Source organism: Plesiocystis pacifica SIR-1 (assembly GCF_000170895.1).
GTDB lineage: Bacteria > Myxococcota_A > Polyangia > Nannocystales > Nannocystaceae > Plesiocystis > Plesiocystis pacifica.
Genome location: NZ_ABCS01000037.1, coordinates 1 through 12682, shown reverse-complemented (window position 1 = coordinate 12682; position 12682 = coordinate 1). Strand labels below are relative to the sequence as shown.

The 12682-nt window shown below is 66.7% G+C and carries 8 protein-coding genes and 1 pseudogene; 1 reads left to right on the top strand and 8 read right to left on the bottom strand.

Going from position 1 to position 12682, the window contains the following annotated elements; all coding sequences use genetic code 11:
* The first annotated feature begins 111 nt into the window (after positions 1-111).
* Entirely contained in the window at positions 112-1338 is a 1227-nt protein-coding gene (locus tag PPSIR1_RS19485; RefSeq protein ID WP_006972843.1) for a hypothetical protein, read from the top strand.
* A 483-nt stretch (positions 1339-1821) separates the two neighbouring features.
* Here the strand turns inward: PPSIR1_RS19485 and PPSIR1_RS19480 are convergent, their stop codons facing one another.
* From PPSIR1_RS19480 to PPSIR1_RS19445, 8 genes and pseudogenes are all read right to left on the bottom strand, one after another.
* Positions 1822-4968 (bottom strand): tetratricopeptide repeat protein, encoded by a 3147-nt coding sequence (locus tag PPSIR1_RS19480; RefSeq protein ID WP_157595729.1) that lies wholly within the window; start codon positions 4966-4968, stop codon positions 1822-1824.
* Complete coding sequence (locus PPSIR1_RS19475; RefSeq protein WP_006972840.1) at positions 4956-6044, bottom strand: CHAT domain-containing protein; 1089 nt, start codon at positions 6042-6044, stop codon at positions 4956-4958. Before PPSIR1_RS19475 ends, PPSIR1_RS19480 begins: the two co-directional genes overlap by 13 nt.
* Positions 6041-6430 (bottom strand): hypothetical protein, encoded by a 390-nt coding sequence (locus tag PPSIR1_RS19470; protein WP_006972839.1) that lies wholly within the window; start codon positions 6428-6430, stop codon positions 6041-6043. Before PPSIR1_RS19470 ends, PPSIR1_RS19475 begins: the two co-directional genes overlap by 4 nt.
* Before the next feature lie 122 nt (positions 6431-6552).
* A complete protein-coding gene (locus tag PPSIR1_RS19465) occupies positions 6553-7188 on the bottom strand; it encodes an N-acetylmuramoyl-L-alanine amidase (RefSeq protein WP_006972838.1) in 636 nt (211 codons plus the stop codon).
* Positions 7188-10487, bottom strand: coding sequence for a hypothetical protein (locus tag PPSIR1_RS43220; protein ID WP_157595728.1), 3300 nt, complete (start codon positions 10485-10487; stop codon positions 7188-7190). The genes PPSIR1_RS19465 and PPSIR1_RS43220 overlap by 1 nt, the downstream gene beginning before the upstream one ends.
* 566 nt (positions 10488-11053) lie before the next feature.
* Positions 11054-11911 carry a hypothetical protein gene (locus PPSIR1_RS19455; protein ID WP_045116348.1) on the bottom strand — a complete coding sequence of 286 codons (858 nt, stop codon included), beginning with the start codon at positions 11909-11911 and terminating at the stop codon, positions 11054-11056.
* The gene (locus PPSIR1_RS19450) at positions 11908-12330 is read right to left on the bottom strand and encodes a hypothetical protein (protein WP_006972835.1); all 423 of its coding nucleotides are present in this window, start codon (positions 12328-12330) and stop codon (positions 11908-11910) included. Before PPSIR1_RS19450 ends, PPSIR1_RS19455 begins: the two co-directional genes overlap by 4 nt.
* Positions 12327-12682 (bottom strand): annotated as a pseudogene (locus PPSIR1_RS19445) (hypothetical protein); the annotation flags it as partial. The pseudogene PPSIR1_RS19445 and the gene PPSIR1_RS19450, both read right to left, overlap by 4 nt.

Here is a 12682-nt window from a genome sequence, read left to right as displayed (position 1 = left end):
GTGGACGTGGGGCAGGGAGGGCGTGGCGTCGTCCACGACGGCTAAAGTAGACAGAGGGTCGGCCAGAACTCGTTTTGGCCGACTCTGAGCCTTCGGGAGTATGCTCGCCGCATGGGCCTGTTCTCCAGGTTTCGTCGATCGCCAGCCCCCGAGGCTCCCGGTCGAGTCGTCGTCGTCAGCGAAGGGCTCGAGCGCTTCGGCCAGCGCGAGCTCGCCTTCGCCGTCCAGCTGCGCCCCGGCGAGTCCGGCGAGGCCGTGCGCGCCGAGCTCGAGCAGCTCATCGCCGCCATCCGCAGCCACGCCGAGCAGGGCCAACTCGTCCACGCCGGAGGCTTCACGGCCTTCGGCGCCCCGGGCTTTTTGTCCTCGCGGACCCAGGGCATCGTCTACGCCAACGCCGGCAGCGGCGACCCCGAGCTCCCCGAGTCTGCCCTCGCCGCCGTGCTCGTCGACCCCGACGAGCTGCGCGTCGCCCAGGCCGGCGGCGCCAGCCGAATCCTCGCTCGCCTGGGCCAGCTGAGCTCCCAGTACCCCTTCCCGCAGACCAACGACCGCGACCGCCCGAGCGTCGCTCGCCCCGGCGAGGACAGCAGCCTCGTATTTCAGACCGCCCGCGCCTCCGTGCCCGGCGTGTCGCTGCTCCTCGCCCACGGCGTCCTGCGAATCCGCGTCAGGCCCAGCGCGCGACCAGCCCTGCGCCAGCTCCTCGAGGCCAGCCCCGACGACGCCGCCTTCGCCCTCCTGACCGCGCCCGATGCTGCCGCCAACGCCCAGCTCGTGTGGTTCCCCGGCCAGGGGGGCCCCAGCGCCATCACCCCACCGGGCAGCCAGGGGGAGCTCGTCACCGGGGGCATGCTGGTCGTCGCCAGCGGCCAGGAGCGCGACGAGGTCCGCATTCACGAGGACGGCTTCGCCTGGCTCGCCCATCCGAGCTCCTGGGAACGCGCGCGGGCGTGCCTGCTCGCCGGTGAGGCGCTCGACATGCCGCTCGCCGACCCGAGCTTCGACCTGCGCATCGAGACCCTCGCCGAGGGCTTCTTGCACTACCTCCCGGTCAACGGCGCGCCCGACGAGTCCCTGCGCATCACCCTGCTGACACCTGACGAGGCGCTGCGTCAGGCCGTCGACATCGAGGTCCTCAGCCGCTACGCCAAGGCCGTGCTCGCCGCGATGACAGGGCTGGAGCTTGGGGGAGTGCACGTCACTCTCGCCCCTGGGGAGGCGGCGCGGGTCGAGGGCCTCGGGGTAGACGCGGGCGCAGTCGAGACCGTGCGCGCCGTCGAGGCGCCGAGCGTGCGCGCTGGCGTGGCCTTCGAGGTCCACGCGGGGCTGGGCTGAGCGTCGAGGCGGGGGCTCCCAGAGGTCGCCGTGGACGACGCCATGCCCTCCCTGCGCCACGCTCCCAACGCGGGCGAGCCGCGCGAAGCTTCTCGGCGGGACCTGCAAGGGTCGAACAAAGACAACGACGACTGTTCCTGACAGCTCGGAGGGAGCTCACGAGCTCCAAACCATGGCACCATGATGGCACCGCTCGAGGCCTGAATTGAAAACGGGCAGCTAGAGTGTTCTAGCTGCCCGTTTCGGGATGGAGGCAAGGAGACTTGAACACACTACAGCCGTGAACCCTAACCCCGCGGGATGACTCGTCTTTGGCTGTAGGTGTTCGAGATTACTTGGGTTTTGGCATGGTGAGGGAGTCCTCGAGAGTCCGCTGGAGTCTCGGGGGACCTCGCCTGTTTTGGAGACGCCTTGGAGACGGCCCGGACCTTCAAGCCTCCCCCAGTGGTCGTCCTTAGTAGGAGCGTCATCTCCGAGCCGAGGTCAAGCTGGCTCGCCGAGCTGTCTGAGGAGGTCTTCGAGCTGTCGTACTTGCGCAGAACGGCCCAGATGTTTCAAACCAGTGAGTGAGCGCTCGAGTATTGTTCGTGCCTCTTCGCGGTGGCCTGCCGCCGCGAGTAGCTTGCCCAGATCCAGACCTACATAGATAATGCCCTCGAGGTGGCCCAACTCGAGATTAGCCCGATAGGCCTCGGACAAGCAGTCGTATGCTTGCTGGCTGTCTCCGCCCAGGAGAGCGATTCGGCCAAGGCTCCATAGTGTGTGAGCCTGACCGTCCTTGTCCCCCAGCTTCTCGAACACTTCCAGGCGCTCTTGATGAAGGGCGAGAGCCTCGTCGACCTGGCCCTTGGAGACCCGGATGCGGGCGATGTCTCCGAGGGTGACCGCCCTCGACCGGGCGTCCCCCAGCTTCTCGAACACTTCCAGGCGCTCTTGATGAAGGGCGAGAGCCTCGTCGACCTGGCCCTTGGAGACCCGGATGCGGGCGATGTCTCCGAGGGTGACCGCCCTCGACCGGGCGTCCCCCAGCTTCTCGAACACTTCCAGGCGCTCTTGATGAAGGGCGAGAGCCTCGTCGACCTGGCCCTTGTCGACCCGGATGCGGGCGATGTCTCCGAGGGTGACCGCCCTCGACCGGGCGTCCCCCAGCTTCTCGAACACTTCCAGGCGCTCTTGATGAAGGGCGAGAGCCTCGTCGACCTGGCCCTTGTCGACCCGGATGCGGGCGATGTCTCCGAGGGTGACCGCCCTCGACCGGGCGTCCCCCAGCTTCTCGAACACTTCCAGGCGCTCTTGATGAAGGGCGAGAGCCTCGTCGACCTGGCCCTTGGAGACCCGGATGCGGGCGATGTCTCCGAGGGTGACCGCCCTCGACCGGGCGTCCCCCAGCTTCTCGAACACTTCGAGCATTTCCTGATGAAGGGCGAGAGCCTCGTCGACCTGGCCCTTGTCGACCCGGATGCGGGCGATGTCTCCGAGGGTGACCGCCCTCGACCGGGCGTCCCCCAGCTTCTCGAACACTTCCAGGCGCTCTTGATGAAGGGCGAGAGCCTCGTCGACCTGGCCCTTGTCGACCCGGATGCGGGCGATGTCTCCGAGGGTGACCGCCCTCGACCGGGCGTCCCCCAGCTTCTCGAACACTTCCAGGCGCTCTTGATGAAGGGCGAGAGCCTCGTCGACCTGGCCCTTGTCGACCCGGATGCGGGCGATGTCTCCGAGGGTGACCGCCCTCGACCGGGCGTCCCCCAGCTTCTCGTAGACCTCTAGTTCCTCTTGATGAAGGGCGAGAGCCTCGTCGACCTGGCCCTTGGAGACCCGGATGCGGGCGATGTCTCCGAGGGTGACCGCCCTCGACCGGGCGTCCCCCAGCTTCTCGAACACTTCCAGGCGCTCTTGATGAAGGGTGAGAGCCTCGTCGACCTGGCCCTTGTCGACCCGGATGCGGGCGATGCCTCCGAGGGCAACCGCAGCCCCACGACCATCCGCAGCCCCACGACCATCCAACAAAGCATGTGCCCGCTGAAACATCGCCAGCGCAGCATCTGGGTCGCGCTGGACAACGAACTGGCCATGGTCGAGCAACAAGTGCCCCTCATCTTCATCACTCATTGCTGAGGGCCGGCCCTCTTGCTCGAGGAGCTCAACTGCTTGCTCGAGCAAAACCTGCGCTCGGAGAGCGTCATCCGCGCTCGAATTGCGCTTGGCGGCTGCAGCCGCCCGCAAGAGCATGATGGGGGGGGCACCTCCGGAAGAGGTCGCGCACCCGAGGACGTCCTCAGCCCACGCAGACGCAACCCGAGCACCATAGGCCCGCCGTGCATGGACCAGTGCGGCAGCACCGTGGTCTGCCGCGGTCTGGGCAGAGTCCGCCAAAAGTGCCAAACGAACGAGCTGCCAAGCAGCGGTTCCTCTCGGTGCCCCCGCCGGATTGCTGCGGACGCGCTCTAGCTCCGGCAAGATCGCGGCCGCCAGCCCCTCAGCCTCCGCCCTGGACAGGGCGCCCGCCGGCAGCCCGCAGCAGTGGGCTCGTACGAGGGCGTTGATTCCAAGGCTTTCGCAAGCGGTGTCCGGCCAAACCTCCCAGATACCGAGGGCCCGCAGACGTGCAGGACTATCAACACCGGCTCCAATCAGTTGGGCCAGATGTGGTGCAAGCGAGGCCGGAAACGGCTCCTCAAAGATGGTCGACGCGCGCATGAGTGCCTGCTCACCTGCGCTCAGCAAGCTCAAGAGCTCCCCCAACGCGAGCTTGGCCAAGCGCTCCCGTAGCGCGTCCTCCGTCGGCTCTTCTCCGGTCTCCCGCAAGTGCCGCATGTCATCGATAGCGCGAGTGAATCGCTGGACATCGTTGCACGCCAGAGTGGTCAGCACCGCCAGAATGCCAGCGTTGCCCATGCCCGCGTCAACAGCATCATCGAGGGCCTCCTTACTCAGCGTTCGGTCACCATCACCTGCCGCGAGGATCTGCTTTTCAGCCTCGTGTGTCTTCATCGGAGGGAGAGCGAGCTCCCACAAGCGCGCGGGCGCCAGCGGCTCTCCCCGAGGCCCAGCGAGGCCGAACTCAAATCGTGAGGTCAACAGCAGCGCAGACTCGGTCTCGGCGCGGTCGAAGGCTGAGACGATCGCTCGCAAGACCCCAGCATGTACGGGATCCACTTCATGGCGCCCCCCGGAGACAGGCTCGAGGATACGCTCGAGGTCGTCGACAATGAGGAGGACGGGGCGCAGCTTCGTTCCTCCTCGGCAAGAGCCTTCGAGCAGCGTCCGCAACGCGTCCAAGAAAGTCGCCTCGTCTTTGACCACGCCCGCTCGCCACTCCTCCTCCCACCTCTTCGCCGCGTTGCGGTCAGTCATCCCATCGGCGATCTGATCGAACACGTAGAGCCGGTCGTATCGACCGAACACGACGATCAGATCGTGTGTGGACGAAAGTCGGTCGGCAACTCGTGCAGCGAGGCTCGATTTCCCCTGGAGCCCCACAGCGTGGATCAGTGCCCCTGCATACTCGCGCTGACGCAAGACACGGATCAAAGCCTGCTTCTCCCGTCGACGTCCTACAAACTGCTCGGGCCCCGCGACCTCGCGCTGCTCACCACGGTCGAGGTAGGCCTTCCGGTTCAGGCGCCGCAACCGTCGCGGTGCATCTGCTCGGGCCAGTACACCCCCCCCTCGGCCCCCAGCAATAAACGGGCCAGGTGCCAATGCGCGGACTCTTTCCCCGCTTCTCGGCGCACCTTGCAGAGTTCGACTCGAGCGAAGCCCACAGCTTCTTCGAGACGTCCCCCTTGGGCTAGACGTTGATAGAGCTTGCTGGCAAAAGTCGTCGCCTCGCTGTCGTAGACCGAACCCGCCCAACCCAGCCCTGCTGCGAGGCCCTGGCTCACCAGGGACTCCGCGAGGCTCGTCACATCACCTGCGCCTGCCTGCGCCGTCAGGCAAGCCGATACAAACGCGAGCGGCACGCGCTTTAGCTCGGGAGCTGCTTGCATGAGGTCTCTCGCGGTACACCGCTCAGGGTTGCCCTCGGTGCTCTCCAGTAACAACGCGGGCTCTTCACCGAGTAGACCGTGACACGACAGGTGCACCACGCTCACGGACTGCTCAGGCGTCTGCAGCCGTGAGAGCCGCTCCCCAAACTCTCTGGCCGTTCCAGTCTCCTCTACGAACAGGTCCAAGTGCAGCGACTTCGTCGCGCTCAGGATCGCCTGTTCTTCCCTCTCGTAGTCGAGGCGAACCTGGCCCGTCGGGTCCGCGGCCATGAACAAGACCGAGAGCGCCACGTCTGGTGGCGCGTTCGTCGTTTCAGAGACTACACCCAAGCGACGCCAGACCATCAACCCCACATCGGGTAACAGCGCGAGGTGTCCGACATCATCCGCGAGGATCTCCCAGGGGGCCATGAGCAGTGCCCGTCGCCCATCGCTCCTTTTCCGTCGTGGGACTGAGATCTCGAAGCCCAAAGGAGCGACCGCCTCATCTACGATCGCCGACCAGGCCCGCCCCCCACCATCCAGCCATTGAGTCAGCGCCTGGCCAAGTTCGACTAACGCAGCCGCGTCCTTACGCTTGGTCGCGCGCTCGTAGCGAGTCGTGTACTCGCACAGCTCCTCGAGCCGCTCTCCGTCGAAGGGGATGGCCGTATCCCTTCCATGGGGACCAAACAACCGCAGGTTCGCCCCGTCATAGACCAGTCGCGCGAGGCTCACGGGACCTCCGATTTCTTCAGTTCGATGGCCGCGTCGACGACCTCGCTCACTTCAGCCTCTGTCAACGCCTTCGGCTCGACGCCCAGTCCATCGATCTCCACAGCCTGGCCGCTCTCGAGCCTCCCTCGTACCCACCCCTGAAGCGCGCGCCATTTCGCCGCGACCTTCATGCGCTCAGCCAGATCGATCGTCGCCAGGACAGCTCCCGGTATCGATAAGATCAGGGCCGCGACCGCCACAGGATCTCCACGCACCGTATTCTGGGCGGCGGCGTGTTCGGGGGCGAGCACAACCTCTTCTCCGAAGTTGTCCGCAAACCTCTCAGCCAACTCCTTGGCCAGCTTATCGGCCCCCGGGCCGGTGACACGGATCCGTAGCGTCGACATCGACGCCAGTATCTCAGAATTGCGGCTCAACGACGCCCCGACGGGTCGAGTCTCACTGCTCGATCGGGAGGCGGGTTGCCAGCTCGTCTGTCTTGCGAACTCGGGAAGGGTGCTGGAGCCTCTCATAGGGTCAGCGTGGAGCTACGCCAGGTGTCGGGGATGGGCTTGCCTGCTGCGATCGCGTAGCCATCGCCACCGTCGTCGAGGCCGAGGACGTCGACGCCCCACTGTCCGACGGAGGACCAGATCTCGGGCCCTGGGTCGTTGCCGCGCTTGGGCGAGCTCTGGCGGTGGGCGTAGACGTGGCGAATCCCTGCGGCGCGGAGTTGGCGGAGTAGGCCTCGCCCAGCGAGCACTTGGGCGGCCGTGAGGACATCGCGGCCATAGTCCTCGGGTCGGTACCAGCCACCGTCGACCGAGCGGAGGTTGCCGGCGAACTCTATCGCTACGGAGCGACTGTTGAAGCCGTCGGACGCCGAGAGCCGAGCGGACATGGGATGGAGCTGGCCGATCGTGCCGTTAGGGACAATTATGAAGTGCGCGGTGACCTTCAGGTAGCGGTGGAGGTCATCACCGCGGGAGAAGGACATCTGGTGGAGGACAACCGCGTCGACAGTGCGGCTGCGTTTGCCTCGCTTGCTCGCTGCCGCAAGGGCAGTCAAGTCGACGATCTCGACTCGATTCGAGCGCGCGTGAACCCACAGCGCGGCCACCCCGAAGACTGCAACGGGGGCGAGGCCGATGATGAGCGCGCTCATCACGACCTCTTGGAGAGCTCGATCATGATGCGCCGGGTCTTGGCGTTGATCGGGCCCTTGTAGTTGGCGAGCTTGGCAGCGCAAGCTCGGACGTCGCTGGGGATCTCCTCGTGGCGTTGGACAACGGCGAGGTGGCCAGGGGGGACCTTGAGCAGGACCGAGTGCTTGCCACTTCCGTAGCGGATGACGACCACAGGGCGCTCGTTGTGGGTGGTTGTCATCTCGACCGTGTAGCGGGCGTCGGGGCGGAGGCCGAGGCCCTCGGCGATCTGAGAGCGCTTGCGGAACCGAACGACGTCGTGACGGTTGAACTTGAGGCGGCGAGAGTTCGTCTTGCTCGAGGCTGTCGGGCTCGGTTGTGATGAGGCCTTGGCTGCGGTCTTCTTCTTGGCTGCGGTCTTCTTCTTGGCTGCGGTCTTCTTCTTGGCTGCGGTCTTCTTCTTGGCCGCGGTCTTCTTCTTGGCTGCGGTCTTCTTCTTGGCTGCGGTCTTCTTCTTGGCTGCGGTCTTCTTCTTGGCCGCGGTCTTTTTCTTCGAGGCCCTCTTATGAGACTCTGTAGTTCCCTTACCGCTCCTCCCTGGTCCCTTTAGTTCAGACTGCTTGGAGTCAGCTCCCGCGGCCTCATTGGCGCGCTCTTTATCCTTGTGGGGCTTCTTCTTCACGCTCTTATCCTTCTTGGTCGCCTTCTTTGCTGCTCGTTCCGCATCTCGCGCAGCCCGTTTTGTCGCCTTTTCCTCCTGCTTCAGCTGCTTCGCCGCCCAGGTGAGGCGCCGCTTCGCCTGGCTCACGGCGGCCTTCTCCGAGCCCGTCGGCTGCCCGTAGCTGGAGACCTTCGCCGTGACCTCGGCGAACTCGGCTTCGAGCTTCGCAACATCGAGTTCACCGCCGGTCGATGGATCGAACTGGACCTTGGTCCCGAAGTCGGTCGGGTAGAGGTATCCGAGCCACGGCCCCGCGACACGGTAGCGGACACCCGCGGGCGCTGTGTCGAGGAACTTGCGGATCGTGAAGGTCGCGACGTTGGGGAAGTCGGTGTAGCCCTTCTTGGGATCCCGTTCCGAGGTCGCGGGCATGCTCTTGGTCTCGCTCCACTCCCCGGCCCCGTTCTTGACGCGGTACTCGAGCGTGCTCGGCCGCCAGGCGCCCCACATCGGCACGCCGTTGCGGAGCAGTGCGATGACGATCGTGTCGTCGAGACTCCAGTCCTTGGGCAGCTCGGGTAGCGGGAGACCGGACTGCGTCCGCTTGGCGAGGGCCTCGAGCACCTTCTTGCTCTTGACCGGATTTCCCGAGGCCGTCAGCGGACCCACAGCGATGCCCCCGTCGGGCCCCGGCACCCAGTAGACGCTCTTGTTGCCGACGATGCTCGTCCGGTAGTCGTTGAGGGTGACCTTGGCCTTCTTCAGCGCAGGCCGGAGCCTGGCCTCGTTGACGAGCTTGGTCAGCTTGCGCAGGGTCTCGGGGGAGATCGGACCCCCGTAGCGGAGGTACTTCTTGCCGAGCTCGGCCACGAGCTCATCGAAGGACACCTGGATCGGGAAGATCTGGGGAACCAGCTTGGCGCCCTTGGGCAGCTTGGACTCCCGCCAGGTCGTCGCGCTTTGTCGCCGGCCGTCCTCGAGCTCGACCCAGGGGACGCCCACGGACAGCTCGATCGGCGACAAGGGGTCGTTGTCGCGGAAGACCACCCGCGTCGGCACGAGGGCCTCGAGGGCGCGTTGCTGGTCCTCGAAGTCGATGATCTTGGGCGGCTTGTCGAGCTTCGAAGTCTTCTTGCGGCTACGTCGACGGGCGACGGCGTTGTCGGCCTCGGCCTTGACCGCCTCGATGCCCGCGGCCTTGCCCGGGTAGAACATCGGCGAGTGCTCGGGGTGGCAGAGCATGAACTGCCGCGAGGGGCTCTTGAGGCCCTCTTGCGAGGGCGGGCAGCTGCCGATGCTCTTGCTCTGGTAGGCGGTGCACAGCGTCAGCGAGTCGTCGTGGACGTGGGTGAAGCAAGACGTGCCCGGGATGTTCTTCCAGCCCGTGACGCGGCCCTTCTTGCGCTCGGCTTCGAAGGCCGTCCAGGCGGTCTTGATGTCCTGGATCTGCTTGGGGAGCTTGCTCTCGGTGGTCTTGGCCATGGTCTTTGCTCGCTTGGGCGTTCGGGGGCGCTTCGGGGTCTTTGGTTTGTTGGGGGTCTGAGGCTCGAGCTCGCCGGCGGCTTTGTTGACGTCGACCAGGACGGCGGCGATCGCCTCGCCCTCGTCGGCGTAGACGCCCTCGGCGAAGAAGCCGTGGTCTTTGGGCCCGCGGAGCTTCACCTTGGTCTTGCGGCCGGCTGGAGCGACGCCACGGCGCGAGGAGGAGAAGCCCTGGACCCAGTAGACCTTAAGCCGTCGGCTCTCTCGCTCGTAGTTGCTCAGCTTCGGATGCAGCCGCCAGTACGCGAGGTTGAAGCGACGCTCGGTCAGCTCGCCCTTGCGCTTCGCCTCGCGCACGACCTCGAGCAGCGCGCGGGCGTCGGCCTGGCGGGCGACCTTCCGCGCAGCCTCTCGCTCGGCCCGTTCGCGCTCGTCAGCGTCGGCCTTGGCGTTGAGCTTGTCGAGGCTCAGCACGCCCGTACACAGCCGCGATGCGTCGTCTCGCTCCGGGAAGCGGACATCGTAGACATCGCCGAGCACCCGCTGGGCGATGTTGGTCTCGATGCGGCACAGCTGCGTGTAGACCTGGTCCGCCGGCTTCGACCCGTCGTAGAGCTCTGGTTGTAGAGCCAGACGCATCCGCTCGTTCCAGTCCTCGAGGCGCGCGAGAACCTCGGCGTGGGCCTTCTTGGCGAGCCCGGGCGTCGCGGGCTCGTTCTTGCCGAGCAGCCCCTCAAAGGCTCGCATCTCGTAGCTGCGCCGCGTTTGCCAGGGCGAGTCTCGAACCCTGGCGTCGAGGGTCGCGTCCCGGAACCAGAAACTCCCTCGCCCCTTCGTCACCGCTTCGAGCTGGTTCTTCCACGTCTGCGCGAACTCGGTGATCGTGAGGACCCGGGGATCCTGGTCGATGCTTCGGAGCACGCCACCAAACTCAGCGCGGCCGTAGGTCTCTCCACGCTCAGGCGCTGGCGGCCAGTTACCGGCCTCGAAGGCGAGCTTGCCCCGAACTCGGGCGAGCTCCTCTGTCCCCTCTCCGGGCCGGAGTAGGCGGTGCTTGTTGAGCCACGCGCGAAGCTTGGCGCCCTGGCCCTTGCGCTCTGCGTCCTCCAAGGCCGCGCGCAGCTTGGGCCAGTCGGGATGTCGATCACCCGGCTTGATCCCATGCGACTTGGCCAACGCCGCGACGTCGAGCCCAGCGTCGACCTTTGCGGGCGCCGTAGAGCTGTACTCTACGACGACGGGGACCCCCTTGGCCCGCAACTGCGACGCGACGGCCTCAATCTTCTCCCGCGCCTGCGCCTTCCCTCGCGTCCGCGGGGCGTACCAAGCACAACCCGCCGGCAAGTTCCGCGAAAACCGAAACCGATACGGCGACCGCAAGGCCTTGATCGCCTCCTTGTGCGCCTTGGTCTCCCCGCAAAGCAGCACACCCCCCTCGAGGCTGTACCGCACCACCAGCTCCGCCGGCTTCGTCTCCTCCGGCTCCCCAAACAGACTCCCCGGCCGCTGGATCTCCAGCTCCCGCCCAGGCGCCCAGATCACATCCGGCTTCTCCCGCGTCGACCCATCCGCCTGCCGAAACCAGACCTGCACCTTGTCAGAGAACATCCTCAGCCCACGAATCTCCCGCTCCCCATCTCCGGGGATGCGCACGACATCCGCGACCCGAAGCTCACGCGCCTCGATCTTCATGACTCACCTCCTGATTGTCCCGGCCCCTACACGCGGGCCGTCGCTGGTCCCTAGGGCTGGATGTCGAGCTCCCAGCGCGCCACGAACACGAGCCCCGTCTCCGGGTCTCGATCCAGCGCCCGCAGCGTGACCCCGCCGCGCATGCTGCCCTCGCTGAACACGATCTGCTGGTGCAGCCCCTTGGTCCCGATCAGCTCGAACTTCACGAGCTCCCGATCCACGTACCACTCGATGTCCTCGGTGATGTAGGGCATGACGAGGTCGTAGGGCGTGCCCGGGTGGATCTCGTAGGTCTTCTTGGTCTTGTGGCTCGGCTGGAAGGTCGCCGCCGACTTACCCTGGCTGTCGTAGCCCTTGGCCTCGGTGGGCTTGGGCCGCGCAGCCAGCAAGATCACGCCCCGCGGCACCTCGACCATGTCGCCCACGCGGAAGCCGTGACCGGCGTGGGAGCCGTGGTGCTCGGCGTGCACGACGGGGCCGATGACCCGGGCGCGGACCACCGAGCGCTCCACCGTGCGGACCTTGGCGGTGAGGACCTCCTCGCGCGTCTCCGGGTAGCCGGGCACGGGCTCGGACTCGACGCCGAAGAGCACGACGTCCTCTTGGGTCAGGTGGTCGATCACCTCGTCCTTGGGCGGGGCGTAGCCGCCACCGAAGGCCTCCTCGAACTTCTTCATCACGTCCGCGTCGATCTCGGTGCGCGGGACGTAGTGCCCCCGGGCGCGCCGCTCTTCGGGCGTGACGGGGTCCGAGCCGTCGTCGTCGGCGTCGGCCGGGGCCTCGGCTTCCTCGGCCTCGGCGTCCTTCTTCTTTTGGCGGCGACGGTAGAACCAGTAGGCTCCCCCGCCGATCAGGGCCGTCGCGGCGACCGTCGCCGCCACGATGCCCACGGTCTTCATCGCGGTCATCCGATCCTCCATCCAAAGGTCAGTTGGCCGTGCGTGCCGGGCAGGATGCGCCCAACTCGCACGGCGAGGGCCATGGCCTGGCCCTTGATGTTCACGGTGGGAAAGCCGGCCCCGGCGTCGCTGCGGTAGGCGACGGGGACGCGGCGGGGGGCCTGGACGACGAGCGGGATCTGGTCGGGGTCGGCCAGGGCTGCGTCGACTTCGGCGGGGGCGGGGCTCTCGTCGGCGATGCGCTCGGCGGGGATCCACGCCAGCGTCACCGCCGGGGCGCGGTTCTTGCCCGCGTAGCGCCCGGTGGACTTGTTGAGGGTCACCCACGAGAAAAAGCGCAGCGCGCTCGAGTCCCGGGGCAGCACGGCCGTGTGGAAGGACGGGCCCTCGTCGCCGTCGAAGCGGCGGATCGTCGACCGGCAGATCACGGGACCAGCTCCAGCGCGCCGGGATAGCGCGGCCACGCGAGGGGGATGCGCTGGTCGAGCACCGAGAGCTCGAGGCCCACGGCGAGGGCGGCCTTCTCGGCGTTGTTGCGGGTGACCTTCGAGCGGCCCTGGGCCTCGGCGTAGTCGCCGATCAGCGCGGGCGAGGCCATGCCGCGCTTGATCGCCAGCACGGTCTGATGCTCGGGCGGGAGCTCGCGGAAGCTCGCGCGCTGGACCAGGCGATGGACGTAGTCGACAAAGAAGACCGTCGCGCGCCAGGGGTTGAAGACGTCGTAGGGGGTGACCTTGCCGCGGCGCAGGACCTCGGTGTTGCGGTAGGGCGCCAGCGCCG

Coding starts and splice junctions, on each gene's coding strand:
- PPSIR1_RS19485 (WP_006972843.1), top strand. CDS start 112: ATGGGCCTGTTCTCCAGGTTTCGTCGATCGCCAGCCCCCGAGGCTCCC.
- PPSIR1_RS19470 (WP_006972839.1), bottom strand. CDS start 6,430: ATGTCGACGCTACGGATCCGTGTCACCGGCCCGGGGGCCGATAAGCTG.
- PPSIR1_RS19465 (WP_006972838.1), bottom strand. CDS start 7,188: ATGAGCGCGCTCATCATCGGCCTCGCCCCCGTTGCAGTCTTCGGGGTG.
- PPSIR1_RS19455 (WP_045116348.1), bottom strand. CDS start 11,911: ATGACCGCGATGAAGACCGTGGGCATCGTGGCGGCGACGGTCGCCGCG.